At 57.0% G+C, this 26,219-nt stretch carries 23 protein-coding genes; 8 read left to right on the plus strand and 15 right to left on the minus strand.

Going from position 1 to position 26,219, the window contains the following annotated elements; translation table 11 throughout:
- Positions 1 to 15 precede the first annotated feature (15 nt).
- The 7 genes from rraA to priA all read right to left on the minus strand — a co-directional run bounded on the left by rraA (position 16) and on the right by priA (position 8,171).
- Positions 16 to 501, minus strand: a complete 486-nt coding sequence (gene rraA / locus BWI76_RS00740; RefSeq protein ID WP_004127241.1) for a ribonuclease E activity regulator RraA — start codon at positions 499 to 501, stop codon at positions 16 to 18.
- 92 nt (positions 502 to 593) lie between these two features.
- A complete protein-coding gene (menA, locus tag BWI76_RS00745) occupies positions 594 to 1,520 on the minus strand; it encodes a 1,4-dihydroxy-2-naphthoate polyprenyltransferase (RefSeq protein ID WP_004870598.1) in 927 nt (308 codons plus the stop codon).
- A 244-nt stretch (positions 1,521 to 1,764) separates the two neighbouring features.
- Positions 1,765 to 3,099, minus strand: a complete 1,335-nt coding sequence (gene hslU, locus BWI76_RS00750; protein WP_024360576.1) for an HslU--HslV peptidase ATPase subunit — start codon at positions 3,097 to 3,099, stop codon at positions 1,765 to 1,767.
- A gap of 9 nt (positions 3,100 to 3,108) precedes the next feature.
- Positions 3,109 to 3,639, minus strand: coding sequence for an ATP-dependent protease subunit HslV (hslV, locus tag BWI76_RS00755; RefSeq protein ID WP_004127251.1), 531 nt, complete (start codon positions 3,637 to 3,639; stop codon positions 3,109 to 3,111).
- 91 nt (positions 3,640 to 3,730) lie between these two features.
- Positions 3,731 to 4,705 (minus strand): cell division protein FtsN, encoded by a 975-nt coding sequence (ftsN, locus tag BWI76_RS00760; RefSeq protein ID WP_074168716.1) that lies wholly within the window; start codon positions 4,703 to 4,705, stop codon positions 3,731 to 3,733.
- Positions 4,706 to 4,796: 91 nt separating this feature from the next.
- Positions 4,797 to 5,825, minus strand: a complete 1,029-nt coding sequence (cytR, locus tag BWI76_RS00765) for a DNA-binding transcriptional regulator CytR (protein ID WP_004127258.1) — start codon at positions 5,823 to 5,825, stop codon at positions 4,797 to 4,799.
- A gap of 150 nt (positions 5,826 to 5,975) precedes the next feature.
- Positions 5,976 to 8,171 carry a primosomal protein N' gene (gene priA / locus BWI76_RS00770; protein WP_004870588.1) on the minus strand — a complete coding sequence of 732 codons (2,196 nt, stop codon included), beginning with the start codon at positions 8,169 to 8,171 and terminating at the stop codon, positions 5,976 to 5,978.
- 241 nt (positions 8,172 to 8,412) lie between these two features.
- Here priA and rpmE point away from each other — a divergent pair, with 241 nt between their 5' ends.
- The gene (rpmE, locus tag BWI76_RS00775) at positions 8,413 to 8,628 is read left to right on the plus strand and encodes a 50S ribosomal protein L31 (RefSeq protein ID WP_004107543.1); all 216 of its coding nucleotides are present in this window, start codon (positions 8,413 to 8,415) and stop codon (positions 8,626 to 8,628) included.
- A 94-nt stretch (positions 8,629 to 8,722) separates the two neighbouring features.
- Here rpmE and metJ read toward each other — a convergent pair whose 3' ends face one another.
- Positions 8,723 to 9,040 (minus strand): met regulon transcriptional regulator MetJ, encoded by a 318-nt coding sequence (metJ, locus tag BWI76_RS00780; protein WP_004107547.1) that lies wholly within the window; start codon positions 9,038 to 9,040, stop codon positions 8,723 to 8,725.
- Positions 9,041 to 9,306: 266 nt separating this feature from the next.
- On the opposite strand from metJ, the gene metB reads away from it, so the two are divergent.
- Positions 9,307 to 10,467 carry a cystathionine gamma-synthase gene (gene metB, locus BWI76_RS00785; RefSeq protein WP_004127265.1) on the plus strand — a complete coding sequence of 387 codons (1,161 nt, stop codon included), beginning with the start codon at positions 9,307 to 9,309 and terminating at the stop codon, positions 10,465 to 10,467.
- Between the two features lie 2 nt (positions 10,468 to 10,469).
- Positions 10,470 to 12,902: a bifunctional aspartate kinase/homoserine dehydrogenase II gene (locus BWI76_RS00790; RefSeq protein ID WP_004870585.1), complete on the plus strand. Its 2,433-nt coding sequence runs from the start codon at positions 10,470 to 10,472 to the stop codon at positions 12,900 to 12,902.
- A 39-nt stretch (positions 12,903 to 12,941) separates the two neighbouring features.
- On the opposite strand, the gene BWI76_RS00795 is transcribed toward BWI76_RS00790, so the two are convergent.
- Positions 12,942 to 13,313, minus strand: coding sequence for a carboxymuconolactone decarboxylase family protein (locus tag BWI76_RS00795; protein ID WP_004870583.1), 372 nt, complete (start codon positions 13,311 to 13,313; stop codon positions 12,942 to 12,944).
- 91 nt (positions 13,314 to 13,404) lie between these two features.
- Here BWI76_RS00795 and BWI76_RS00800 point away from each other — a divergent pair, with 91 nt between their 5' ends.
- Positions 13,405 to 14,310 carry a LysR family transcriptional regulator gene (locus tag BWI76_RS00800; RefSeq protein WP_004870581.1) on the plus strand — a complete coding sequence of 302 codons (906 nt, stop codon included), beginning with the start codon at positions 13,405 to 13,407 and terminating at the stop codon, positions 14,308 to 14,310.
- Between the two features lie 166 nt (positions 14,311 to 14,476).
- Positions 14,477 to 15,364 (plus strand): methylenetetrahydrofolate reductase, encoded by an 888-nt coding sequence (metF, locus tag BWI76_RS00805; RefSeq protein ID WP_004870579.1) that lies wholly within the window; start codon positions 14,477 to 14,479, stop codon positions 15,362 to 15,364.
- Positions 15,365 to 15,496: 132 nt separating this feature from the next.
- Here the strand turns inward: metF and BWI76_RS00810 are convergent, their stop codons facing one another.
- The 4 genes from BWI76_RS00810 to BWI76_RS00825 all read right to left on the minus strand — a co-directional run bounded on the left by BWI76_RS00810 (position 15,497) and on the right by BWI76_RS00825 (position 19,276).
- Positions 15,497 to 16,246 (minus strand): DeoR/GlpR family DNA-binding transcription regulator, encoded by a 750-nt coding sequence (locus BWI76_RS00810; protein WP_004870577.1) that lies wholly within the window; start codon positions 16,244 to 16,246, stop codon positions 15,497 to 15,499.
- A gap of 138 nt (positions 16,247 to 16,384) precedes the next feature.
- Positions 16,385 to 17,488 carry a bifunctional L-1,2-propanediol dehydrogenase/glycerol dehydrogenase gene (gene gldA / locus BWI76_RS00815; protein WP_024360572.1) on the minus strand — a complete coding sequence of 368 codons (1,104 nt, stop codon included), beginning with the start codon at positions 17,486 to 17,488 and terminating at the stop codon, positions 16,385 to 16,387.
- 56 nt (positions 17,489 to 17,544) lie between these two features.
- A complete protein-coding gene (gene fsa / locus BWI76_RS00820) occupies positions 17,545 to 18,207 on the minus strand; it encodes a fructose-6-phosphate aldolase (RefSeq protein ID WP_004107558.1) in 663 nt (220 codons plus the stop codon).
- 205 nt (positions 18,208 to 18,412) lie between these two features.
- Complete coding sequence (locus BWI76_RS00825; RefSeq protein ID WP_004870574.1) at positions 18,413 to 19,276, minus strand: AraC family transcriptional regulator; 864 nt, start codon at positions 19,274 to 19,276, stop codon at positions 18,413 to 18,415.
- A 151-nt stretch (positions 19,277 to 19,427) separates the two neighbouring features.
- Between BWI76_RS00825 and zinT the strand changes: the two genes are divergently transcribed.
- Positions 19,428 to 20,075, plus strand: a complete 648-nt coding sequence (gene zinT, locus BWI76_RS00830) for a metal-binding protein ZinT (RefSeq protein WP_004870571.1) — start codon at positions 19,428 to 19,430, stop codon at positions 20,073 to 20,075.
- Between the two features lie 97 nt (positions 20,076 to 20,172).
- Here the strand turns inward: zinT and ppc are convergent, their stop codons facing one another.
- Both ppc and argE read right to left on the minus strand, forming a co-directional pair.
- Positions 20,173 to 22,824: a phosphoenolpyruvate carboxylase gene (gene ppc, locus BWI76_RS00835; protein ID WP_049085917.1), complete on the minus strand. Its 2,652-nt coding sequence runs from the start codon at positions 22,822 to 22,824 to the stop codon at positions 20,173 to 20,175.
- 254 nt (positions 22,825 to 23,078) lie between these two features.
- Positions 23,079 to 24,230 (minus strand): acetylornithine deacetylase, encoded by a 1,152-nt coding sequence (gene argE, locus BWI76_RS00840; RefSeq protein WP_004127321.1) that lies wholly within the window; start codon positions 24,228 to 24,230, stop codon positions 23,079 to 23,081.
- Positions 24,231 to 24,414: 184 nt separating this feature from the next.
- Between argE and argC the strand changes: the two genes are divergently transcribed.
- Entirely contained in the window at positions 24,415 to 25,419 is a 1,005-nt protein-coding gene (argC, locus tag BWI76_RS00845; protein ID WP_004870566.1) for an N-acetyl-gamma-glutamyl-phosphate reductase, read from the plus strand.
- A 6-nt stretch (positions 25,420 to 25,425) separates the two neighbouring features.
- Positions 25,426 to 26,202: an acetylglutamate kinase gene (gene argB, locus BWI76_RS00850; protein ID WP_086544362.1), complete on the plus strand. Its 777-nt coding sequence runs from the start codon at positions 25,426 to 25,428 to the stop codon at positions 26,200 to 26,202.
- The last annotated feature ends 17 nt before the right edge of the window (positions 26,203 to 26,219 follow it).

A 26,219-nucleotide genomic window follows, 5' to 3' on the forward strand; every position in this document is an offset into this window, starting at 1 on the left:
TTTATGGGCGGGACGCTACTCGATATCCAGGGCATCCTCGGAAAGGATAATCCCGGTATTATCGGCGTAGAGATGGTCGCCGGAAAAGAAGGTGACGCCGCCGAAGTTGACGCGCACGTCGCTTTCGCCGATTCCTTCACCTGCGGCTCCGACGGGGATGGCGGCCAGCGCCTGGATACCGATATCCAGCTCTTCCAGATCGTCAACCTGACGCACCGCGCCATAGACGACCAGCCCTTCCCACTCGTTTTGTACGGCCAGACGCGCCAGGTCAGCGTCAATCAATGCGCGTCGAACGGAACCACCGCCGTCAACCAACAGGACATGACCACGGCCGTTCTGTTCGAGCATATCGTAGAGCAACCCGTTATCCTCGAAACATTTTACCGTGATGATTTGTCCACCAAACGACGAGCGCCCCCCAAAGTTGGAGAACAGAGGTTCCACGACGTTGACATCCTCCTGGTAGATGTCACAAAGCTCGGAAGTATCGTATTTCATAGGCTTAACGTTCAGTTGCTGCGAGAATTTTCAGTATATCGCGTGAATCATGCTGTTGGCAAAATCATCAATTGTTAATTGATATTTGTCAGTTAAGCCGCAAGCCTGCTGAAAATAATTCCGATAACAAACAGCAGGTTGGTCAGCAGCGCCCCTTTAACCGTTCTTTCGAGCATTGGACGCATGGCGACGGGGTCGCGCTCGCGTATCACATAACGCGCCTGCTTAACCAGCAGCGGCGTCGCCAGCAGGAACAGCCAGCCCCACGGATTATGCAGCGAGATCAGGTTAAACAGCGCCAGGCACAGCAGCGCGCCAAACAGCAGGCAGGCGTGATAGCGGCGAGCGTTAACCGGCCCCAGGCGCACGGCGAGGGTGTTTTTACCGTTTTCGCGATCGCTGTCGATATCGCGCAGGTTGTTAATATTCAGCACCGCCGTCGCCAGCAGGCCGCAGGCGGTGGCGGGTAAGAAAATGACCGCCTCAACGCTGTGCGCCTGCAGGTACCAGCTCCCGACGACGCTAAGCCAGCCGAAGAACACCAGCACAGAGATATCGCCAAGACCGATGTAGCCGTAAGGGCGAGTGCCGACGGTATAGGTGATGGCGGCCACGATCGCGAGCCCGCCGAGGACCATAAAACCGATAAAATCGGCCATGGTTTGCCAGGACAGGAACAGCAGCGCCAGGCCGGAGAGACAAATCAGCGCCACGGTGAGAATCAACGCGCGTTTCATCTGCGCCTGGGTAATGGCGCCTTTCTGCATACCGCGCAGCGGGCCGATACGGTCAGGTTTATCGCTGCCTTTTATCGCGTCGCCATAATCGTTGGCCAGATTGGAGAGGATTTGTAATAAACCGGCGGTAATGATGGCCAGCAGCGCAACCCAGGGATCGAAACTGCCCTGATGCCAGGCAAGCGCGGAGCCGACAATGATGGCGGCAAAGGCCAGAGGTAACGTTTTTGGGCGCAGGCTTTCCAGCCAGGCCTGGGTGCGAGTGATTGCGTGTTCGGTCATAAGTCCCGGCCAATAAAAAATGGGGCTCTACCCTTCATACTTCAAGCTGCAGATACGTAGGCTACGCTGATTCACCCCAGTCATGTACTTATGCACACTCCTGGGGATGAATTCCCCTGCCGCATGATTCGGCCTTCGGGACCAGCGCAAGCGCTGTTCAAACGGTTAACCGTTTTGTCCTGCAACTCAAATTAGTAGGGTATCTATAGCCCCATCTAGTGTGATGAAAATATATTGAACCGGATTATAAGATAAAACGGCTCAGATCTTCATCTGCCACCAGAACATCCAGATGCTTACCGACATATTCCGCATCGATGGTGACGGTTTGGCCGTTCATTTCGCTGGCGTCGTAGGAGATGTCTTCGATCAGACGCTCCAGCACGGTATGCAGACGACGGGCACCAATGTTCTCGGTGGTTTCGTTGACCTGCCATGCGGCCTGAGCGATACGCTTGATACCCTCTTCCGTGAATTCGATATTGACGCCTTCGGTCGCCATCAGCGCTTTATACTGCACGGTGATGGACGCGTTCGGCTCGGTCAAAATACGCTCGAAGTCGTGGGTGGTCAGCGCTTTCAGCTCAACGCGAATCGGCAGACGGCCCTGCAGTTCCGGGATTAAGTCAGACGGGCTGGCGACCTGGAACGCGCCGGAGGCGATAAACAGAATGTGATCGGTTTTCACCATGCCGTGCTTGGTGGAGACGGTGCAGCCTTCAACCAGCGGCAGCAGGTCGCGCTGTACGCCTTCACGGGATACGTCAGGGCCGGAGGAGTTGCCGCCGCGCTTACAGATTTTGTCGATTTCGTCGATAAACACGATACCGTGCTGCTCAACGGCGTCGATGGCATCCTGCTTCAGCTCTTCCGGGTTGACCAGCTTCGCCGCCTCTTCTTCAATCAGCAGCTTCATCGCGTCTTTAATTTTCAGCTTACGCGGTTTTTGCTTCTGGCCGCCCAGATTCTGGAACATGGACTGCAGCTGGCTGGTCATCTCTTCCATGCCCGGAGGGGACATGATTTCAACGCCCATCGGCGCAGCCGCGAGATCGATCTCAATCTCTTTATCATCGAGCTGACCTTCGCGCAGTTTTTTACGGAAAGACTGGCGCGCGGCGGAGGGTTCCTGAGGCTGTTCAGCCTGGCCCCAGTTGTTTTTCGCCGGCGGGATCAGCACGTCAAGGATGCGCTCTTCCGCCAGCTCTTCCGCACGATAGCGGTTTTTGTCGATGGACTGCATGCGCACCATTTTGATCGCCGCATCGGTCAGATCGCGGATGATGGAGTCCACTTCCTTACCAACATAGCCGACTTCAGTGAATTTCGTCGCTTCGACCTTGATGAACGGCGCATTGGCGAGCTTTGCCAGACGGCGGGCGATTTCCGTTTTACCGACGCCGGTCGGGCCGATCATCAGAATGTTTTTTGGCGTGACTTCGTGACGCAGCTCTTCGTTGAGCTGCATACGACGCCAGCGGTTACGCAGAGCGATGGCGACGGAGCGCTTGGCTGCGTCCTGGCCGATAATGTGTTTGTCCAGTTCGCTGACAATTTCGCGTGGGGTCATTTCAGACATGGGAGATCCTTACGCTTTGGAGGTCAATTCTTCGATGGTATGGAAGTGGTTGGTATAAATGCAGATATCACCTGCAATACTCAACGCTTTCTCTGCGATATCGCGTGCGCCCATATCGGTATTTTCCAGCAGGGCGCGAGCCGCGGCTTGGGCGTAGGGACCGCCGGAGCCGATAGCAATCAAATCGTTTTCTGGCTGCACCACGTCGCCGTTACCGGTGATGATGAGCGAGGCGTTTTCGTCAGCCACCGCCAGCAGCGCTTCGAGCTTGCGCAGCATCCGGTCGGTACGCCAGTCTTTCGCCAGCTCAACGGCGGCCTTCACCAGGTGGCCCTGATGCATTTCCAGCTTACGTTCAAACAGTTCGAACAGCGTGAAGGCGTCAGCGGTGCCGCCCGCAAAGCCGGCAATCACTTTGTCGTTATACAGGCGGCGCACTTTTTTCACGTTGCCTTTCATTACGGTGTTGCCCAGCGTGGCCTGGCCATCACCGGCAATAACGACATGGCCGTTACGGCGAACACTTACAATTGTAGTCACGAGCAGACCCCTTGGTTGCAAAAGCGGAATAGGGGCCCCGCGGTTTACGCGGGGCAGAATGCAATTATAGATGGGGGGGATTTTGAGGGTTTCAACCCCTGGCGGCGAGACGAATGCAGTTTGCGTGTCCGGCCATTTTCAGCCGTTCAATCATATTGCTGGCGTTTTCTTTGCCTTTCAGCGGCCCAATCACCACGCGATTCCAGCCGTTATTGGTGGTGATGTGCGAGGCGAAGCCTTCAAACGCCAGCTGCGCGCGCACGGTTTCCGCCTGCTCAGCGCCTTTAAAGGAGCCGCACTGGATCATCCAGCTGCGATCGTCTTTTTTCTCCGTCGCGGCGGTTTTCGGCGCTTCTTCTACGCGGGTTACCGGCGCGGCGGCCTGGGCTTTAGGCTGCGCGGTACTGGTATGCGCTGGCGTTTGCAGCAGGTCCTGGTACGGCTGCTGATTAGACGCCGTCTGCCTCGGCTGCTGTTGTACCGGCTTCGACTGCTCGACGACCCGCGGCTGGGTTCGCGGTTGCTGTACCTGCGTCTGCTGCTGGGCCTGCGCGAGCTGCTGTTGCTGTACCTGCTGCTGAGCTAAACGCTGACGCTGCAAGGTTTGCTGGCGCTGCGCCGGGGTTTGTTCATTCCACGGCACTTCGGTCAGCTGCGTGGGCTGCTGACGCATATCGGCCTGCATCTGCGCCAGCAGCTGGCGCTGCTCGTCCGTCAGCTGCTCCGGCTTCATGACTTCGCCGCCCGCCGTGGGTTCCGTAGGCGCGCGTACCCCGGGCTGACGGCTTTCCAGCTCTTTAATATAGCGCCAACGTTCTTCCGGCTTCGGCGGCAGGCCGTTGCCCGCGGCCTGGCGGTTCTGCAGCGCTTCAGCTTCTTCTTTCTTATGGTGAGTGATGAAGTACAGTCCACCGATAAAGGCCACCAGCACTGCCGCGGCGATGGCCACCATAGTCGGTGAAACCGCCGAAAGGCCGCCTTGTTTGTTCCTTGAGCTTCGCGTATTGCTCTTTTTGCGCCGCGAAGAAGCCGGTTGGCTGCGGCGTACATAATCTCGTTGTGCCACTATCGTTTCGCTGTCTTATTCGTTTTTCAGCCCGCCATGTTACTTAAGCGGCGGGGCTTTGACCAGAAGAGCAGGCCCGAAAGCCTGGTGGTTATGTTCGGATTTTGCGCGTACTGCCGCGAACGATAAGCTCGCAGTCAAGTAATCGTGAACCGCTGCTGACGTTATGACCGTGCAGTTGGTCCAGCAAAAGCAGCATCGCTTCGCGGCCAATATCAAAACGTGGTTGCGCGACGGTCGTCAATGGCGGATCGCAAAATTCAGACAAAGAGATGTTATCAAAACCAATAATAGACAGATCTTCAGGAACTTTCAGGCCGCGACGCTTCGCCAGCGATAATGCGCCCAGCGCCATAATATCGCTATGGCAGAAAATAGCCGTCGGCGGTACCGGCAGCGCCAGCAGCTGTTCCAGCGCGCTGGCGCCGGCTTCATAGGTAAAGTTGCCGCGGGCGATATAGTGCGGATCGACGGTTATCCCGCTGCGACGCAGCGCCTGGACATAGCCCTGCAGGCGGTAATGGCACAGCGGCATCTCTTCCGGGCCGGCGATACAGCCGATACGGCGGTGCCCCAGCTCGTGCAGATAGTTCACGGCGTTAAACGCGGCGGTGAGGTTATCGATATGGACCGTCGGCAGCTCCAGCTCGGGAGCGAATTCATTGGCCATCACCATCGGCGGCAGATTGCGCTGCTCTTCCACGCCCGCATCGAAGGGTAATCGGGAGCCCAGCAGCAGCATGCCATCGATCTGCTTGGTAATGATCAGGTCGATAAAGGTCTTTTCCTGACGGTTCTGGTGGGCGCAATCGCCGATCAGCACCAGGTACTCTTGCTCCGCGGCGGTGACTTCAATACCGCGAATGATCTCGCTGAAGAAGGGGTCGCAGATATCCGGCACAATCACCAGGATGGTGCGCGACTCGTTGCGCTTCATATTGCGCCCGAGCGATTGCGGTAAATAGCCGACTTCAAGCGCGGCCTGCTCAACCCGGTTACGGGTGCTCTGCGAAACCTTATCGGGGTTCATTAACGCTCGGGATACGGTTGCCGTGGAAACGTTTGCCTTTTGGGCAACGTCTTTCATAGTGGCGGCAACGACCTGTTTTTTGGGCTTCACCTGATTTCTCCTCGCTGACTGGCGCAGACACATCCCTGGCGTTCTGACATCAGCAACATTTTTAACAGATAGTACATCCAGAGAGTTACAGAATTTTCATGAAAAACGTGATGACGGTTGAATTTTTCGATCCGCCTCGCAAGAGAAGCCTTAACCTTCAATAGGATCGACGTCCAGAACCCATTTCACTTTTCGCGCTTCCGGCAGCGTGTTAATCAACGCCAGCGTTCCGCTGACGATATGCTGCAGCTGAACGCGCGACGGATGCTGGAGGAGAATTTGCCAGCGCCAGCGGCCGCCGCGCTTTGGCGCTAGCGCCGGAACCGGCCCGAGCACCCACAGTTTCTTATCGGCCAGCGGGCTGGCCTGCAGCAGATTGCGCAGCTGCTGTAAAAAAAGCGGCGCCTGCTGGTTGTTATGATCTTCGGCGCGAATCAGCACGTGGCTGGTCCACGGCGGCAGCTGCATGCTCTGCCGTTCCGTCAGCGCCTCCCCGGCAAACGCGTCGTATCCTTTATAAAGCAGCGTTTGCAGTAGCGGGTGCTCCGGGTGGTGGGTCTGCAGGATCACCTCGCCTTGTTTGCCCGCCCGGCCTGCGCGGCCTGAAACCTGGGTGTAGAGCTGAGCGAAGCGTTCCGCCGAGCGGAAATCGGCGGAAAACAGCGCGCCATCGACGTCCAGCAGGGAAACCAGGGTGACATCCGGGAAGTGGTGCCCCTTCGCCAGCATTTGGGTGCCGATAAGAATGCGCGCGCCGCCGCGATTGACGTCGGCAAGATATTGTTCAAGCGCGCCTTTGCGGCTGGTGGTATCGCGGTCAATTCGGGAAATCGGGATATCGGGAAACAGCGGTCCCAGGGCCTGCTCAAGCTGTTCGGTCCCCAAACCGACCGGTACCAGATGCGTCGAACCGCAGGAGGGGCACTGGCGCGGAATCGGGCGCTGGCTGTCGCAGTGGTGGCAGCGCAGATGATGCTGGGCCTGGTGCAGCGTGTAGTAGCTGTCGCAGCGCGGACACTCCGCTATCCAGCCGCAGTCGTGACACAGCAGCGCCGGCGCGAAGCCGCGACGGTTCAGAAACAGGATCACCTGGTTATCGGCCTGCAGATGCTGGCGCATACGGCCAATCAGCGCCGGAGACAGTCCGGCCTGCAGCTGCTGGCCTTTTAAATCCAGGACGTGCTGCTGAGCCGGACGCGCGTTGCCCGCTCGTTTGGTCAGCTTCAGCTGGCGATACTTGCCCTGGCGGACGTTATAGAGCGTCTCCAGCGCCGGGGTCGCCGAGCCAAGGATAATCGGGATTTGCTCGCTATGTGCGCGCCAGACCGCCAGATCGCGAGCGTGATAGCGCCAGCCCTCCTGCTGTTTGTAAGAGCTGTCGTGCTCTTCGTCGATAACGATCACACCGAGGTCTTTAAACGGGGTAAACAGCGACGAGCGGGTACCGATCACAATCGCCGCTTCGCCGTTTTTGGCTTTTAGCCACGCGGAGAGGCGCTCGCTGTCGTTCAGCCCGGAGTGCAGCACTTCCACCGGGGCGTTAAAACGGTGGCGGAAACGCGCGATAGTCTGCGGCGTCAGGCCGATTTCCGGCACCATCACCAGCGCCTGGCGACCCTGCGCCAGCACGTTTTCAAGGACGCTCAGATACACTTCCGTTTTGCCCGAGCCGGTGATCCCGGCCAGCAGCCAGGCGGAAAAGCTGTCCGAGGCGCTGTGGATCGCGCCCACGGCGGTGGCCTGTTCGGTGTTAAGACGCAGGCGCTCGCCGGGTACCGAGAAGCCTGCGCGCCAGTCGGTGATGGCCGGCGCTTCGCTGGCCAGTTCCGCCAGGCCTTTACCCCTCAGCGCCTGCAGGGCGGCGTCGTTAAATTCCAGTTCGGCGACCTGATGGCGCCAGATCTTCCCCTGACGCAGCGCCGCCAGCGCCTGCTGCTGTTTCGGTGAGCGCTTAAGGCTATTGATATCAACCGCTTGCCCCTGTTCTGTGGCAAACCAGTACCACATTGGCGCCGCGCTGGCGGGTTTCCCCTGGCGCAGCATGATCGGTAGCGCGTGAAACAGCACATCGCCGATGGGATGATGGTAGTAGTCCGCCGCCCACAGCAGCAGCCGCCAGACCGAAGAGGAGAAGACCGGCTCGGCGTCGAGGACTTCAGCCACCAGCTTGAGTTCGTCGAGCGGCAGTTCGCTGCGCTCACTGACCGCCGTTACGATACCTATCCGCTCCTGTTTGCCGAACGGGACGCGCACGCGACAGCCCGCTTTGACCGGCATGCCGTCAGGCAGCAAATAGTCAAAAGTGCGGGGCAGCGGAACGGGCAGGGCAACGTGAGCGACGGGCATTTAATCTTCCTGACTTGAAATCTGGCGGCTTAGTATACACATTGTGATAAGGGCTCGCGGATCAGTTTGCATATGCTGGTCAAATTCTGTATGATTCGCCGCCTTTGATGCGCTTTGTGCGGCATCAAAATCTATTACCCGGCAATTTCGCTTTGCGCAATCGCACCGGGAAATTATTAACATCGCGTGGTGTCTGGCGTTAGGGCTGGAAGAGCGACGCGGCCTTAACTGAGGTTCTCCCATGAAAAAAGATATTCATCCGAAATACGAAGAAGTTACTGCTTCCTGCTCTTGCGGTAACGTCATGAAAATCCGTTCTACCGTAGGTCACGACCTGAACCTCGACGTGTGCGGTAAATGCCACCCGTTCTACACTGGCAAACAGCGTGATGTTGCTACCGGTGGTCGTGTTGACCGCTTCAACAAGCGCTTCAGCGTACCGGGTACCAGCAAGTAATTTGCTGAAGAAGCCGCCTCAGGGCGGCTTTTTTGTCTCGCGCGCGCAACCGCGCAAAAAAAGCAGAAGATTCCTTCTGCTTTTTTTTATGGTTTTAGTATTCCCACGTATCCGGGTCGATGCCCAGCTCGCGCATAATCTCTTTCGCCGCTTCCGGGATTTCATCGCTGCGCTCTTTACGCAGGTCTTCATCGTTAGGCAACGGTTGACCGGTAAAGGCATGCAGGAACGCTTCGCACAGCAGTTCGCTGTTGGTCGCGTGACGCAGGTTATTCACCTGACGACGCGTGCGTTCATCGGTGAGGATTTTTAACACCTTCAGAGGAATGGAAACCGTAATTTTCTTTACTTGCTCACTCTTCTTACCGTGCTCAGCGTATGGGCTGATATATTCGCCGCTCCATTCAGCCATGAGTTACCTTTAATCCTCTATTCATTAGTTAAGGGCCTGAACGCGAGTCCTGGCCATAATTACGCGTAGTTTACCGTAGAGGGGCGCGTCTGACACCAAACAAGCCGCTACGGATGTGCGCTAATGCATATAATTTTAACGGCTATTTCCAGTTTGCTCAATCTATACGCAAAGAAGTTTAGATGTCCAGATGTATTGACGTCTATTATAACAATGATTACTCTGGTGCCTGACTTTTCACCGACTCAGCCCAGGAACTCCCCAACATGACGCGTAAACAGGCCACCATCGCAGTGCGTAGCGGTTTAAATGACGACGAGCAGTACGGTTGCGTTGTCCCGCCCATTCATCTCTCCAGCACCTATAACTTCACCGGATTTAACGAACCTCGCGCCCACGACTATTCTCGTCGCGGTAACCCGACCCGTGATGTGGTGCAGCGCGCGCTGGCGGAGCTGGAGGGCGGCGCGGGGGCGGTTCTGACCAACACCGGCATGTCGGCCATTTTGCTGGTCACCACCGTATTCCTGAAGCCGGGCGATCTGCTGGTGGCGCCGCACGACTGCTACGGCGGCAGCTACCGCCTGTTTGATAGCCTGGCGAAGCGCGGCTGCTATCGCGTGCTGTTTGTCGATCAAAACGACGAACAGGCGCTGAGCGCCGCGCTGGCGGAAAAACCGAAGCTGGTTCTGGTCGAAAGCCCAAGTAATCCATTGCTGAGAGTTGTGGATATTGCGAAAATCTGCGGTCTGGCGCGTGAGGCCGGAGCGGTCAGCGTGGTGGATAACACCTTCCTGAGCCCGGCTTTGCAGAATCCGCTGGCGCTGGGGGCCGATCTGGTGTTGCATTCATGCACCAAATATCTGAACGGCCACTCTGATGTGGTGGCCGGGGTGGTTATCGCCAAAGATCCGGCGACCGTCACCGAACTGGCATGGTGGGCGAATAATATCGGCGTCACCGGCGGAGCGTTTGATAGCTATTTGCTGCTGCGCGGCTTACGTACACTCTCTCCGCGTATGGAAGTGGCTCAGCGCAACGCGCTGGCGATTGTCGACTATCTGAAAACCCAGCCGCTGGTGAAAAAACTGTACCATCCGTCCCTGCCGGAAAACCAGGGGCATGAGATTGCGGCGCGTCAGCAAAAAGGTTTTGGGGCGATGTTAAGCTTCGAGCTGGATGGCGATGAGCAGACGCTGCGTCGTTTCCTGAGCGGGCTATCGCTGTTTACGCTGGCGGAATCGCTGGGCGGCGTGGAAAGTCTGATTTCCCACGCCGCGACGATGACCCATGCGGGCATGGCGCCTGAAGCGCGTGCGGCCGCCGGGATCTCAGAAACGCTTCTGCGGATTTCGACCGGTATTGAAGATGGTGAAGATTTAATTGCCGACCTGGAAAATGGCTTCCGGGCAGCAAACGAGGAATAAACATGAGTGTGATTGCGCAGGCAGGGGCGAAGGGTCGTCAGCTGCACAAATTTGGTGGGAGTAGTTTAGCGGATGCGAAATGTTACCTGCGCGTCGCGGGTATCATGACGGAGTATTCGCAGGCGGGCGATATGATGGTCGTCTCTGCCGCCGGCAGTACCACCAACCAGTTGATCAGCTGGCTGAAGCTCAGCCAGACCGATCGCCTCTCTGCGCATCAGGTGCAACAATCGCTCCGTCGTTATCAGATGGATCTCATTTCTGGACTGCTGTCGCCAGACGCTGCCGATACGCTGATCGCCACGTTTATTCAGGATCTTGAGCGTCTTGCCGGGCTGCTGGATGGCGGCGTCACTGACGCGGTATATGCCGAAGTCGTCGGTCACGGCGAAGTCTGGTCGGCCCGCCTGATGGCGGCGGTGCTGAACCATCTCGGCGTAGAGGCCGCCTGGCTGGATGCGCGTAGCTTCTTACGCGCCGAGCGCTCCCCGCAGCCGCAGGTGGATGAAGGCCTCTCCTATCCGCTTTTGCAGCAGCTGATGGCGCAGCACCCGAACAAACGCCTGGTGGTGACCGGCTTTATCTCGCGTAACAACGCCGGGGAAACCGTTCTGCTGGGGCGTAATGGTTCTGATTATTCCGCCACCCAAATCGGCGCGCTGGCCGGGGCGTCTCGCGTCACTATCTGGAGCGACGTAGCCGGGGTTTACAGCGCGGATCCGCGGAAAGTGAAAGACGCCTGCCTGCTGCCGCTGCTGCGCCTGGATGAAGCCAGCGAGCTGGCCCGCCTGGCGGCGCCGGTGCTGCATGCCCGTACGCTGCAGCCGGTCTCCGGCAGCGATATCGATTTACAATTACGCTGTAGCTACACCCCGGATCAGGGCTCTACGCGCATCGAACGCGTGCTGGCTTCCGGTACCGGGGCGCGCATCGTCACCAGCCATGACGATGTTTGCCTGATTGAGTTCCAGGTGCCCGGCGGTCAGGATTTCAAACTGGCGCATAAAGAGCTGGACGCCATTTTAAAACGCGCCCAGCTGCGGCCGCTGGCGGTTGGCGTACACGCCGACCGTAAGCTGCTGCAGTTCTGCTACACCTCTGAAGTGGCCGACAGCGCGCTGAAGCTGCTGGACGAAGCGGGGCTGCCGGGCGAGCTGCGTCTGCGTCAGAAGCTGGCGCTGGTGGCGATGGTTGGCGCTGGCGTGACCCGTAATCCGCTGCACTGCCACCGTTTCTGGCAGCAGCTGAAAGGCCAGCCGGTAGAGTTTACCTGGCAATCAGAAGAGGGCATCAGCCTGGTTGCGGTGCTGCGCGCCGGGCCGACGGAAAGCCTTATTCAGGGGCTGCATCAGTCGTTGTTCCGCGCGGAAAAACGCATTGGCCTGGTGCTGTTTGGCAAAGGCAATATCGGCTCCCGCTGGCTGGAGTTGTTCGCTCGCGAGCAGACGACGCTCTCCGCTCGTACCGGTTTTGAATTTATTCTTGCCGGGGTCGTGGATAGCCGCCGCAGCCTGCTCAATTATGAAGGCCTCGACGCCAGTCGTGCGCTGGCGTTCTTTAATGATGAAGCGATTGAACAGGATGAAGAGTCGCTGTTCCTGTGGATGCGCGCGCATCCGTACGATGATCTTGTGGTGCTGGACGTGACCGCCAGCGCGCAGCTGGCCGACCAGTACCTGGATTTCGCCAGCCACGGCTTCCACGTTATCAGCGCGAATAAGCTGGCTGGCGCCAGTAGCAGCAGTAAGTATCGCCAGATCCACGACGCGTTCGAGAAGACCGGGCGCCACTGGCTGTACAACGCCACCGTCGGCGCCGGTTTACCGGTCAACCACACGGTGCGCGATTTGATTGATAGCGGCGATACCATTCTGGCGCTGAGCGGTATTTTCTCCGGCACCCTCTCATGGCTGTTCCTGCAGTTTGATGGTACCGTGCCGTTTACTGACCTGGTCGATCAGGCCTGGCAACAAGGACTGACGGAGCCGGACCCGCGCGTCGATCTCTCCGGGAAAGACGTTATGCGTAAGCTGGTGATTCTGGCGCGTGAGGCGGGTTACGACATCGAACCGGATCAGGTGCGCGTGGAGTCCCTGGTGCCTGCCCACTGCGAAGAGGGCTCTGTTGATCACTTCTTCGAGAACGGTGAAGCGCTGAACGACCAGATGCTGCAGCGTCTGGAAGCGGCGCGCGAGATGGGCCTGGTGCTGCGCTACGTCGCGCGTTTTGACGCCAATGGTAAAGCCCGCGTCGGCGTGGAAGCGGTGCGCGAAGAGCACCCGCTGGCGGCGCTGCTGCCGTGTGATAACGTCTTTGCCATTGAGAGCCGCTGGTATCGCGATAATCCGCTGGTGATCCGCGGTCCGGGCGCCGGTCGCGATGTGACCGCCGGGGCGATTCAGTCGGATATCAACCGCCTGGCGCAGCTGCTGTAGCCATAAATACAAGACCAGGCGACGCCTGGTCTTTTCGCTCTAGTGCGCCGCGAAAACGTCTTTGGCGGCAAACAGACCGTTCAGAGCCGCCGGGAATCCGGCATAGACCGCCATCTGCATGATAACTTCCGTAATCTCTTCCTGCGTCAGCCCGACATTTAACCCGGCGGCAATATGCACTTTTAGCTGCGGCGCGGCGTTGCCGAGCGCCGTGAGCGCGGCGATGGTGGCTATTTCACGACTGCGTAAATCGAGTCCCGGCCTGGCGTAAATATCGCCGAAGGGGAACTCAATCAGATAGCGGGCGAAATCGGGGGCGATATCTTTCAGGCTGTTGACGACGGCATCGCCGCCTTTGCCGTCCACGCGCTGTAGCATTTCTTGTCCGGTAGTATAACGTTCGCTGCTCATAGCCTATTCCTCGGTGTGATTATGCGTTACGAGGAAGGTTAGGGAAGTTTAGCGGACTTGAGTAATACCCTTTTCGTGATACCTTTTAAGCATGACAAATTCACGCTTACATACCCTCGATATTCGCCTGCTGCGTTACTTTGCCGTGGTGGCGGAGGAAAATAACATCAGCCGGGCCGCAGAGCGGCTCTTTATCTCGCAGCCGCCGCTGAGCCGTCACATTCGTCATCTGGAAACGCTGCTGGGAGTGACGCTCTTTTTACGCCATACCAAAGGCCTGATCCTTACCGATGAGGGAAGACGGGTGCTGGACATCATTCGGCCGCTGCTGGCGCTTCAGGAGCACACCCTGGCGGCGCTGAGCCAGCTCTCGGCGCCTGCGCAGCAGCTTCTGCGACTGGGGCTGACGACGGCCTTTGAACAGGGCGTTTTCGCCGCCGCGGAATCCGCTCTGGGGGAACAGACCGGCGCTTTGCATATCACTCGTCAGTCATCACCGGCGCTGACCCGGCTGGTGCGAAAGGGCAAGCTGGATGCGGCGCTGGTGGCGCTGCCGCTGAATACCGAGGGGCTTCACCTGCATCCTTTGTCTTACCAGGAGCCGCTCATCGCTGCGTTACCCGCATCCTGGCCGGAGGCCGCCACGGCGGACCTGGCGTTAAGCGCGCTCAATCATCGGCCGCTGTTCTGGTTTAGACGCGAGCGTAATCCCGATTTTTTTGACTATACGCGACGTATTTTTGATCGGGCAGGCTATTCGCCCGCTTACGTGGAGGAGCCCGCCGAGCATGATGTTCTGCTGGCGCGCATTGCGCGCGGAGAAGGCATGATCCTCCTGCCGGCATCATTTTCCGCTATCCAGCGTCAGGGGGTGGTTTTTTGTTCTCTGCGTGATGCCAGCCAGCAGCTTCCGCTTAGGCTGGGCGTGGTCACAATGCCCGCAAATGAGGGGTTACGGGAAAGGGTGATAGCAGTCCTTGAAAAATCATTACCTTAGCGAATGCGACTTGAATTAATTTCATCTTGTCTGAATATTCCTCACTGTTTACGCTGATTTTTCTATTGACGCCGGTGCTCTTTTCCGTCATTTTTACATCTGGACGTCTAAACGTATAGAAGTTCGCGACACAACAAACAATAAAATGCGATTGATGAGGTAAGGTATGAGCTTTTTTCACGCCAATCAGCGGGAAGCCCTGAATCAGAGCCTGGCGGAAGTACAGGGCCAGATTAACGTCTCTTTTGAATTCTTTCCGCCGCGCACCAGTGAAATGGAGCAAACCCTCTGGAAATCCATCGATCGCCTGAGCAGCCTGAAGCCGAAGTTTGTCTCCGTGACCTACGGCGCCAACTCCGGTGAACGTGATCGCACCCATAGCATTATCAAAGGCATTAAAGATCGTACTGGTCTGGAAGCCGCACCGCATCTGACCTGTATCGATGCCAGCCGTGATGAGCTGCGTACCATTGCCAAAGATTACTGGGATAGCGGGATTCGCCATATCGTTGCGCTGCGTGGCGACCTGCCGCCGGGGAGCGGTAAGCCGGATATGTATGCGGTCGACCTGGTCACGCTGCTGAAAGAGGTTGGGGACTTTGATATTTCCGTCGCGGCTTATCCGGAAGTCCATCCTGAAGCTAAAAGCGCGCAGGCTGACCTGCTTAATCTGAAGCGCAAGGTCGACGCTGGCGCCAATCGCGCGATTACCCAGTTTTTCTTTGATGTGGAAAGCTACCTGCGTTTCCGCGACCGCTGCGTCTCCGCAGGTATCGACGTCGAAATTATTCCAGGTATTTTGCCGGTCTCTAATTTTAAGCAGGCGAAAAAATTCGCCGATATGACCAACGTGCGTATCCCGACGTGGATGGCGAAAATGTTTGAAGGTCTGGATAATGACGCCGAAACCCGCCAGTTGGTAGGGGCGAATATCGCCATGGATATGGTGAAGATTCTAAGCCGCGAAGGGGTGAAGGATTTCCACTTCTATACCCTGAACCGCGCGGAAATGAGCTACGCGATTTGCCACACGCTGGGCGTGCGCCCGGCGTAAGCAGGCTTCCTTCTATTCTCTCTTTTCTTTGCGGCGTCGAAGCATATTATTCGGCGCCGCGTGTTCTGGTTATTCCTTAAAAGCATCCTGCTGAAACACTTGTACGATCGATAAAACCAGGCGCCTGAGCAATCAGAGGTGTCTATCAGCCAGCAGCAGCGGTACGTTTTGCGTCTTCATCAGAGAAAGGGTATCAGGGGGCAGGCCGGTCTGGCTGATAACGAGGTCAAAGTCGGCCAGACGACCATGGCCCGCAAGGAACGTTTGACCAAATTTACTTCTGTCCGCCAGCAGGATTTTTTGCCGCCCGGCGCGCATCAGCGCTTGCTTGACGTGGGCGTCGGTCATTTTTGGTACCGTTAACTCACCGAGTTCGTTGACGCCTTGAGTACTGAGGAAAACCTTGTCGGCGTGGATATGACGAAAGAAGTCGGCGGTGCTGAAAGAGATCATCCCCTGGCTGTCATCTTCATATTCGCCAGGCGCCACGATCAATTTTATATTTTTTCTTCCTTTCAGTAGATTAACTACCGGAACGGAGTTGGTTATCACCATGATTTTTTTATCGAAAATAAACTGGGCGAGCGCCAGTGGCGTGGTGCCACAGTCGATAATGATCGTGTCGCCGTCCTCAACCTGCCCGGCGGCTTTCTGGCCAATCAGGTGCTTATCATCGACCATTTGTATCGATTTTAGCTGAAAGCTGGGCTCGACGCTGGCGCCGCTGGTTAAATAGGCTCCGCCGTAGGTTGTTTTTACAATGCCTTGTTTTTCAAAGAAAGAGAGGTCGCGACGGATGGTCATTTTGGTGACGCCGAACTTGTCGGCGAGTTCATTAACGACGACTTTTTTGTCCAGTTGCAGAATGGCGTAAATGCTCATTCTTCGATCTGATGACTGCATATCTACGATTCACCCAAAGGAAAATCGCACTATAAAACACATCGTTTTGGCTGGCAATGGGGCGTGAAAGGAACATAAAAGAACACGTCCGTCAAAAGACGGACGTGTCTGGAGGGGTTATTCCCACTCTTGCAGGAAGCGCTGGCCGTACTGGTCGGCCACCAGAAGCGCCGCATAGACCTGATCCGGCGTCGCGCCGCCGGGCATATTGTGGATGGTTTCACCTTCCGCGCAGGCGGCTTCCGCCACGGTACGCATTTTGCCCGGGATATCGGCTTTAATATCCAGCTGCGCCAGGGTGATCGGCAGCCCGACGCTATGGCACAGCGCTGCCACCGTTTCAATCTCTTCCACCGGCGCGTTTTCCAGAACCAGCTGCGTGAGCGTGCCGAAGGCGACTTTTTCACCATGGTAGTAATGATGGGCATCCGGAATCGCGGTCAGGCCGTTGTGGATAGCGTGCGCAGCCGCCAGGCCGCCGCTTTCAAACCCGACGCCGCTCAGGTAGGTGTTGGCTTCAATCACCCGTTCCAGCGCCGGCGTCACAACGTGCTGCTCTGCCGCCAGCATCGCTTTTTCACCCTCTTCAATCAGCGTGTTGTAGCACAGTTCAGCCAGCGCCAGCGCCGCCTGGGTGCATTTACCGCCCGCCATGGTGGTCGCGCCGCTGCGGGAGCAGGCACGCGCTTCAAACCAGGTCGCCAGCGCATCGCCGATACCGGCTGCCAGCAGGCGTGCCGGGGCCCCAGCAACGATTTGCGTGTCAACAATCACCATGTTCGGGTTGCGCGGCAGCATCAGATAGCTATCAAACTCGCCATCATCGGAATAGATGACCGAGAGTGCGCTGCACGGCGCATCGGTAGAGGCAATCGTCGGCGCAATAACCACCGGAAGATTCATAAAATGTGCTAATGCTTTTGCGGTATCCAGCGTCTTGCCGCCGCCGATACCGAGCACGGCTGTGCATTGGGCAGAATCGGCGATACCACGCAAGCGATTGATTTCATTGTGTGAGCATTCACCGCCAAATGGAGCGATTTCGCCGACCAGCCCAGCATCCGCCAGGCTTTTACGCAGTTTTTCTTCGGCAAAACCGAGGACAAATTTATCGCCAACGATGAGCCAGCGTTCAGCCAGCGGTTTGAGGTAGCCGCCAAGGCGAGTCATTGCGTCCGCGCCCTGAATATACTTACCGGGTGATTGAATAATGCGATCCATTTCTATTCCTCCTGGATGACCGTGATGCCACCCCCCTGGGCGGCTCGCCGATCGGGTTACAGGTTCAGAGTTCCAAAGGCGTTATTCCAGTCCTGCTCAAACTTCTCAATGGCTGACTCTACCGCAGGGGTACCGAGCATTTGTTGCGCTACGTCTAACGGAAGGGTAATAGCTTCGCAACCGGCTAACAGGCAGTCCAGAGCCTGACGAGGCGTCTTAAAGCTGGCGGCCAGCACTTTGCTTTCCGGCGCATGCAGTTCCAGCAGGGATTGCAGTTCCTGGACCATACGGATGCCGTCACCGCCCTGGGCGTCGACGCGGTTCACGTAAGGCGCAACGTATTTTGCCCCAGCGAGCGCGGCCAGCAGACCCTGAGAGGCGCTGTAGACCGCTGTGCCAAGCGTAGGGATGCCTTCTTTTTTCAACAACTTGATAGCGGCAAGGCCTTCAGCAGTCACCGGAATTTTCACTACAATACCGGGGACGGCGTTGCTCAGGCGTTTGGCTTCTTCCACCATGCCCTGCGCGTCGCGGCTCATGGTCTGGGCGAACAAAATACCTTCCGGGCCGACGGCTTTTTGCAGGCGCGGCAGAACATCCCAAACCGGCGTTTTACCGGCAGCGATAATGCTGGGGTTGGTGGTGACTCCAGCCAGCGGATAGATACGTGCCAGGCGTTCAACTTCTGCTACGTTTGCGGTGTCCAGATAGAGTTCCATGATGCTTTCCTCAGTGCTTAATTCGGTAGTGTCGTTGAGGTAAGAATACGGCTTTCACTCGAAGGGTCGCCAGATGACAAATTTGCCAAAAACTGGATAAATGTACGCATTATGAGTAAGGATGATTTAGATCACGTTTATCCCGTCATCCGGATTAAGGCCGGAATAAAAGCGCGCACAAAAGTCAGGTTTAACACACAAAAGTCTAGTTTTTTGCCGGGGCTGTTTTTTCCGTCAGCTGGCTGTGATATTGACGGCGATACTCCGACGGCGAGCGTTCGGTGTTTTTGCGAAACAGGCGGCAGAAGTAGTTGCTGTCGGCGAAACCGCAGGCGTGGGCGATATCTTTCACTTTCATATCGTGGCCTTTTAACAGCATTCTGGCCTGCTCCAGGCGGATGTGATTCAGATACTCGTTAAAGCCCATTGGCCCGCATTTCTGGAACAGGTGGGATAGATAGTTTGGCGAGAGATAAAACGCCTGCGCCACCGACTCCCGGGTTAACGGGTCGGCAAAGTGGGCGTCAATATGCTTACGAATCGCTTCAAAAAGCGCCTGGCTGCGCGATGAGGTTTGTACCTGGCTGCCCAGCAGATCGGCACAGTGGCTGAGCAGGCTGGTGACAATAAAGCGGGCCGTGTGCTGCTCCCGCGGCTGCATCTGCATTTCATTCAGCGCCTGCAGCAGAAAAGAGCCGACCCGGGGACCGCGGCGCGGAACCTGCTGTTTATCCAGCACGTTAAGCGCGCTGCCGTCCCAGTGGCGCAGGACGAATTCCAGCTGCTGTTTACCAAATAAGATAGTGAGCAGAGTGGAGGGCGCCAGCCATTGCGGGTCATTCCATCCGCCAGCGGGAATATACAGCACATCGTGCGGCATGAGCTGGGCGCGATCGGCTTTAATCGCCGGATCGTGAAGCTGACCCGCAAGCATGATTTCGAGGCGCGGAAAATCGACGCATAGCGCATTCTCAGAAGCCGGCCTGGTCTCGGTGGAAAAGCGAATCTTTCCCACGACCGCCGGGCCTTTAACAAAAGAATCAATGACCTGATTAATGTCGCTATCCATTCTCTCTCCGCGTAATGCGATCTTTTTTCATCATACCTAACAAACTGGCAGAGGGAAAAGCCGCGCGGTTTTTCTGCGAAGTGTATTGTAAGATTTGGTTGATATGTTATATCGTAACATATTATTGCAAACATAAACTCAGGAGAGAGTGATGACCAAAAAGATTTCCGCCCTAGCGTTTGGCATTGGCATGGTAATGGCGAGCAGCCAGGCTTTTGCCCACGGTCACCATAGTCATGGCCCGGCGCTGACCGAAGCGGAACAAAAGGCGAGTGAAGGCATTTTTGCTGACCATGACGTAAAGGACAGGGCGCTGAGCGACTGGGAGGGGATCTGGCAGTCGGTTAACCCCTATCTGCTGAACGGGGATTTAGATCCGGTTCTGGAGCAGAAGGCCAAAAAGGCCGGTAAAAGCGTGGCGGAATATCGGGAATATTATAAGAAGGGCTACGCTACCGATGTCGACCAGATTGGTATCGAGGATAACGTCATGGAGTTTCACGTCGGGAAAACCGTCAACGCCTGTAAGTACAGCTATTCCGGTTACAAAATTCTGACCTACGCATCCGGTAAAAAAGGCGTGCGCTACCTGTTCGAATGCCAGCAGGCGGATTCAAAAGCGCCGAAGTTTGTTCAGTTTAGCGATCACACCATCGCGCCACGCAAGTCCCAGCATTTCCACATCTTTATGGGCAATGAGTCCCAGGAAGCGCTGCTGAAAGAGATGGATAACTGGCCAACCTACTATCCTTATGCGCTGCATAAAGAGCAGATTGTCGACGAAATGCTGCACCACTAATAAAAAATAGCTCCGGTAAACGCGATGCTTACCGGAGCTACGGTTTTTAACCCGGCTCGCGCTACGCTTAGCCGGGCTACAGGTTTCTCAAGGCGAACTAGCCGGTATTACGCATACCTGCCGCGACGCCGGCGATGGTGACCATCAGCGCTTGTTCAACGCGCGGATCCGGTTTTTCGCCTTTCTCTTCTGCCAGACGCGAACGGTGCAGCAGCTCGGCCTGGAGCACGTTCAGCGGGTCGGTATAGATATTACGCAACTGAATAGACTCCGCGATCCACGGCAGGTCCGCCATCAGGTGGGAGTCGTTGGCGATGGCCAGCACCACGTTAATATCGGCGGACAGCAGTTTGCGCAGCTCTTCGCCGAGCTTCCACAGTTCTGGTTTCACCAGACGCTGATCGTAATATTCCGCCAGCCACAGGTCGGCTTTTGAGTAGACCATCTCCAGCATGCCGAGGCGGGTCGAGAAGAACGGCCAGTCGCGGCACATGCTTTCCAGATCGCTCTGCTTGCCGCCTTCGACGACTTTTTGCAACGCGGCGCCGGCGCCCAGCCAGGCTGGTAGCATCAGGCGGTTCTGCGTCCACGCGAAGATCCACGGAATGGCGCGTAGCGACTCGACGCCGCCGGTCGGGCGACGTTTGGCCGGACGCGAGCCCAGCGGCAGTTTACCCAGCTCCTGCTCCGGCGTTGCGGAACGGAAATAAGGAACAAAATCTTTATTTTCACGCACGTAGCCGCGGTACATCTCGCAGGAGACGTCTGACAGCTCGGCCATGATGTCGCGCCATTGCGCTTTGGGCTCCGGCGGCGGCAGCAGGTTGGCTTCCAGAATCGCGCTGGTATAGAGCGACAGGCTGCTGATGGTGACTTCCGGCAGGCCGTATTTAAAGCGGATCATCTCGCCCTGTTCGGTGACGCGCAGGCCGCCTTTCAGGCTTCCCGGAGGCTGAGAGAGCAGGGCCGCGTGCGCCGGCGCGCCGCCGCGACCGATAGAACCGCCGCGACCGTGGAACAGGGTCAGCTCAATACCGGCTTTTTCACAGGTCTTAATTAAGGCGTCCTGCGCCTGGTACTGCGCCCAGGAAGCGGCCATAACCCCCGCATCTTTCGCCGAGTCGGAGTAGCCAATCATGACCATCTGTTTGCCCTGGATAAAGCCGCGATACCAGTCGATATTCAGCAACTGGGTCATGACGTCGTCGGCGTTATTCAGGTCGTCCAGGGTTTCGAACAGCGGAGCGACCGGCAGCGCGAAGCCGATACCGGCCTCTTTCAGCAGCAGATGCACAGCCAGGACGTCAGACGGCGTTTTGGCCATCGAAATCACGTAGGCCGCAATCGAGCCGCGCGGCGCTTCGGCGATCACTTTGCACGTCTCAAGCACTTCGCGAGTTTCTTCGCTTGGCTCCCACTGGCGCGGCAGCAGAGGGCGTTTGGAGTTCAGTTCGCGGATCAGGAAGGCCTGTTTATCGGCTTCTGACCAGCTTTCATAGTCGCCGATGCCGAGATAGCGGGTCATTTCGCCCAGCGCTTCGGTGTGGCGGGTACTTTCCTGACGGATATCGATACGCACCAGCGGTACGCCAAAGGCTTTTACGCGGCGCAGGGTGTCGAGCAGCTCGCCATTGGCGATAATGCCCATGCCGCAGGCTTGTAGCGACTGGTAACAGGCGTAAAGCGGTTCCCACAGCTGCTCGTTTTGCGTGATAAGACCCGCAGGTTTCGGCAGTTTCTGCCCTTTCAGGCGCGCCTCCAGCCAGGCCTGCGTCTCCATCAGCTGCGTGCGCAGCTTTTTCATCAGGTAACGATAGGGTTCCTGCGCGCCTTCCGCGCCGGCCAGATCGCGCAGCTCATCGGTGCACTCGACCATCGATAGCTCGGAAATCAGCACCTGGACGTCTTTCAGGAACAGATCGGTTGCTTTCCAGCGGCTGAGCAGCAAGACGTGGCGGGTAATGTCGGCGGTCACGTTCGGGTTGCCGTCGCGGTCGCCGCCCATCCAGGAAGTAAAGCGAACCGGAACAAAGTCGACCGGCAGCCGATAGTTCAGGTTGTCTTCCAGCTGTTCATTCAGCTCGCGCAGGTAGTTTGGCACGCCTTCCCACAGGCTATTTTCAACAACCGCGAAGCCCCATTTCGCTTCATCCACCGGGGTCGGGCGATGTTTGCGGATTTCATCGGTGTGCCACGACTGGGCAATCAGCTGGCGCAGACGGCGCATGACCTGATGACGTTCATAGTCCGCAATGTCGTTGTTATCGAGCTGCTTCAGGCAGCTGTTGATTTCACCCATCTTATGGATCAGCGTACGACGCGTGATTTCGGTCGGGTGCGCGGTCAGCACCAGTTCCAGCGACAGGGATTCAACGGCTTGCTTAATAATGTTTTCGTTGAGGTCGGGTTGCTCTTTAAGCTTTCTCAGGGTGCGGGCAATCACTTCAGGATTACTGGCCGCTTCGCCTTTTGGCGAAATGCTGTGGTATTGCTCAGCGGTATTCGCCAGGTTCAGAAACTGGCTAAAGGCGCGCGCCACCGGCAGCAGCTCGTCGTTGGACAAGTTTTGCAACGTGGTGAGCAGTTCCTGGCGGTTGGCTTCATTGCCAGCGCGAGAAGATTTGGACAACTTACGGATAGTTTCGACACGATCAAGAATGTTTTCTCCTAGCGCATCCTTGATGGTGTCGCCCAGCACCTTACCGAGCATACTGACATTACTACGCAAAGCGGAATATTGTTCGTTCATGTTACCCCAGACACCCCATCTCATTTTATTTTGTTATATCCGGCGCTCGATAATTTGAGCAGTGGATAAGCAACCGTCTTTTATAAAGCCACGTAAAAACCCCCACGTCAATTGTTGCGAAATCGCTTCAGCAAACGAATAAATGGCGGCAATTTGCGAAATTTAACTCGGAGGTCGCTTGATAAGTGTTGCTTATGAAAATGTGATAATTGTCACCCTCTCGCGTCGATGAAATCGCCCGAGAGGATGCGTATTTAATGCCAGCAAAAATGGTGGACCACCTGAGTGATGAGCTCGCGGGTCGGCTTAATAAAGCGCGTTTCCAGGTACTCATCCGGCTGGTGGGCCTGGTTGATAGAGCCCGGGCCTAATACCAGCGTCGGGCAGAGGGTCTGAATAAACGGCGCTTCGGTACAGTAGTTCACCACGTCGGTTTGCGCGCCGAGGAGTTTTTCTACGACCTCAACCAGTTTATGGTCCGGCGGACATTCGTAACCGGGGATCGGCGGATGCAGTTCAGAAACGGTCAGGCGGCCAGGCCAGCGCTCGCTCACCGGCGCCAGCGCCTCGTTCAGCAGCCCGTTGAGATCGTTGAGCGTCATTCCAGGCAGCGGACGAATATCCATATGCAGTTCGCAGCAGGCGCAAATGCGGTTGGAGGCATCGCCGCCGTGGATGGCGCCGAGATTCAGCGTCGGCCAGGGAACGGTAAAGGCGGCATAGTGATAACGCTCTTTTAAGTCGTCGCGCAGCTGCATGATGCGGCCAATGGCGTCGTGCATCAGTTCAATCGCGTTGACGCCGCGTGCCGGGTCGCTGGAGTGGCCCGACTGCCCCTGAATGCGAACCGCGTTGGACATGTGGCCTTTGTGCGCGCGTATCGGCTGCAGCGATGTGGGCTCGCCGATAATGGCGCAATCCGGTCGCAGCTGGGTCGTCTCGGCGAAGTAGCGGGCGCCGGCCATGCTGGTCTCTTCATCGGCCGTCGCCAGAATATAGAGCGGCTTTTTCAACTGAGTGACGTCAACGTCGCGCAGGGCGTCAAGAATAAAAGCGAAGAAGCCTTTCATATCCGCGGTGCCGAGACCATACAGCTTATTGTCGTGCTCGGTCAGGGTAAAAGGGTCGCGGGTCCAGCGGCCATCATCAAACGGGACGGTATCGGTGTGCCCGGCAAGCAGCAGGCCGCCAGCGCCGTGGCCGCTGCTGGCCAGCAGGTTGAATTTATTGCGCGTGTCCGGGACTGGCTGAACTTCAACATTAAAGCCGATATCGCGGAACCAGCCAGCCAGTAAATTGATTAAAGACTCATTGCTTTGATCCAACGCCTCTTCGGTTGCGCTGATGGAGGGTGTGGCGATCAGCGCGCGGTAAATCTCGATAAAGGGCGGTAATTTGTTTTTCATTGTTGACACACCTCGGGTCGTGATAGTATCAATATTCATGCATTATTTGTGAATAAAAATACATTATCGTTGAGCGTAAGAAAACCCATCGAATGTAAGGATGATGCTCTTACGGCTCAGCAGGGTGGGGAAGGCAACGGTCTTCCAGGGCAAATATACGTAAGCAAGAAGGTGAAGAGCCCCAATGTTGAACACGCTGATTGTGGGCGCCAGCGGTTATGCCGGCGCAGAGCTAGTGGCCTATGTAAATCGCCATCCTCATATGACCATAACCGCATTGACGGTCTCCGCGCAAAGCAATGATGCGGGAAAATTAGTTTCCGATTTGCATCCGCAGCTGAAAGGCATTGTCGATCTGCCGCTGCAGCCGATGTCCGATATCAGCGAGTTTAGCGCCGGAGTCGATGTCGTTTTTCTGGCTACCGCGCACGAGGTCAGCCATGACCTGGCGCCGCAGTTCCTCGCCGCTGGCTGCGTCGTGTTCGATCTCTCCGGGGCGTTTCGCGTGAATGACGGCGCCTTCTATGAAAAATATTACGGTTTCACTCATCAGCATCCTGAACTGCTGGAGCAGGCGGTTTACGGCCTGGCCGAGTGGAGCGTCGAAAAGCTAAAAGAAGCCAATCTGATCGCCGTACCGGGCTGCTACCCGACGGCGGCTCAGCTGTCGTTAAAACCGCTGATCGACGCGGGGCTGCTGGATCTTAACCAGTGGCCGGTGATCAACGCGACCAGCGGGGTCAGCGGTGCCGGGCGTAAAGCCTCTATCGGCAATAGCTTCTGCGAAGTCAGCCTGCAACCTTACGGCGTTTTCAACCACCGTCATCACCCGGAAATTTCAACCCACCTGGGCGCGGATGTGATTTTTACCCCGCATCTGGGCAATTTTAAGCGTGGGATTCTGGAGACCATTACCTGCCGTCTGAAGCCCGGCGTGAGCAAAGAGCAGGTCGCGGCGGTGTTCCAGCAGGCCTATGCGGATAAACCGCTGGTACGTTTATACGATAAAGGTGTCCCTGCATTGAAAAATGTCGTGGGTCTGCCATTCTGTGATATCGGTTTTGCGGTCCAGGATGAACACATCATCGTGGTGGCGGCGGAAGACAACCTGCTGAAAGGCGCGGCCGCGCAGGCCGTGCAGTGCGCTAATATTCGTTTCGGCTTCGCTGAGACGCAGTCTCTTATTTAAGGTGTGATGATGAATCCTTTAATTATCAAACTCGGCGGCGTCCTGCTGGATAGCGAAGAAGCGCTGGAGCGCCTGTTTACGGCGCTGGTGAACTACCGCGAATCCCATCAGCGCCCGCTGATTATTGTGCACGGCGGCGGCTGCGTGGTGGATGAGCTCATGAAGCAGCTCAACCTGCCGGTAAATAAGAAAAACGGTCTGCGGGTCACGCCAGCGGATCAGATCGACATTATTACCGGCGCGCTGGCGGGAACCGCCAATAAAACGCTGCTGGCGTGGGCGAAGAAGCACGGCCTGGCTGCCGTTGGGCTATTCCTCGGCGACGGCGATAGCGTCAAAGTGACGCAGCTTGATGAAGAGCTCGGTCATGTCGGATTCGCTCAGCCGGGTTCTCCGGCGCTGATTAACACGCTGCTGGCGGGCGGTTATATGCCGGTCGTTAGCTCCATCGGCGTCACCGATGAAGGCGAGTTGATGAACGTCAACGCCGACCAGGCGGCGACCGCGCTGGCGGCAACGCTCGGCGCAGACCTGATTCTGCTGTCTGACGTGAGCGGCATTCTTGATGGCAAAGGGCAGCGCATTGCGGAAATGACCGCCGAGAAGGCTGAACAGCTGATCGAGCAGGGCATTATCACCGACGGCATGATCGTCAAAGTGAATGCGGCCCTGGACGCGGCGCGGACATTAGGCCGCCCGGTCGATATCGCCTCCTGGCGCCACGCGGAGCAGCTCCCGGCGCTGTTTAACGGCACGCCGATCGGCACGCGTATTCTGGCATAATCAATTTATCATTTTGT

It is taken from the genome of Klebsiella sp. M5al, assembly GCF_002090195.1.
Taxonomy (GTDB): domain Bacteria; phylum Pseudomonadota; class Gammaproteobacteria; order Enterobacterales; family Enterobacteriaceae; genus Klebsiella; species Klebsiella grimontii.

Coding starts and splice junctions, on each gene's coding strand:
- zinT (WP_004870571.1), top strand. CDS start 19,428: ATGACCAAAAAGATTTCCGCCCTAGCGTTTGGCATTGGCATGGTAATG.
- argC (WP_004870566.1), top strand. CDS start 24,415: ATGTTGAACACGCTGATTGTGGGCGCCAGCGGTTATGCCGGCGCAGAG.
- argB (WP_086544362.1), top strand. CDS start 25,426: ATGATGAATCCTTTAATTATCAAACTCGGCGGCGTCCTGCTGGATAGC.
- BWI76_RS00825 (WP_004870574.1), bottom strand. CDS start 19,276: ATGGATAGCGACATTAATCAGGTCATTGATTCTTTTGTTAAAGGCCCG.
- rpmE (WP_004107543.1), top strand. CDS start 8,413: ATGAAAAAAGATATTCATCCGAAATACGAAGAAGTTACTGCTTCCTGC.
- metJ (WP_004107547.1), bottom strand. CDS start 9,040: ATGGCTGAATGGAGCGGCGAATATATCAGCCCATACGCTGAGCACGGT.
- menA (WP_004870598.1), bottom strand. CDS start 1,520: ATGACCGAACACGCAATCACTCGCACCCAGGCCTGGCTGGAAAGCCTG.
- BWI76_RS00800 (WP_004870581.1), top strand. CDS start 13,405: ATGACAAATTCACGCTTACATACCCTCGATATTCGCCTGCTGCGTTAC.
- BWI76_RS00810 (WP_004870577.1), bottom strand. CDS start 16,246: ATGAGCATTTACGCCATTCTGCAACTGGACAAAAAAGTCGTCGTTAAT.
- rraA (WP_004127241.1), bottom strand. CDS start 501: ATGAAATACGATACTTCCGAGCTTTGTGACATCTACCAGGAGGATGTC.
- BWI76_RS00790 (WP_004870585.1), top strand. CDS start 10,470: ATGAGTGTGATTGCGCAGGCAGGGGCGAAGGGTCGTCAGCTGCACAAA.
- ppc (WP_049085917.1), bottom strand. CDS start 22,824: ATGAACGAACAATATTCCGCTTTGCGTAGTAATGTCAGTATGCTCGGT.
- BWI76_RS00795 (WP_004870583.1), bottom strand. CDS start 13,313: ATGAGCAGCGAACGTTATACTACCGGACAAGAAATGCTACAGCGCGTG.
- fsa (WP_004107558.1), bottom strand. CDS start 18,207: ATGGAACTCTATCTGGACACCGCAAACGTAGCAGAAGTTGAACGCCTG.
- hslU (WP_024360576.1), bottom strand. CDS start 3,099: ATGTCTGAAATGACCCCACGCGAAATTGTCAGCGAACTGGACAAACAC.
- argE (WP_004127321.1), bottom strand. CDS start 24,230: ATGAAAAACAAATTACCGCCCTTTATCGAGATTTACCGCGCGCTGATC.
- metF (WP_004870579.1), top strand. CDS start 14,477: ATGAGCTTTTTTCACGCCAATCAGCGGGAAGCCCTGAATCAGAGCCTG.
- gldA (WP_024360572.1), bottom strand. CDS start 17,488: ATGGATCGCATTATTCAATCACCCGGTAAGTATATTCAGGGCGCGGAC.
- metB (WP_004127265.1), top strand. CDS start 9,307: ATGACGCGTAAACAGGCCACCATCGCAGTGCGTAGCGGTTTAAATGAC.
- priA (WP_004870588.1), bottom strand. CDS start 8,171: ATGCCCGTCGCTCACGTTGCCCTGCCCGTTCCGCTGCCCCGCACTTTT.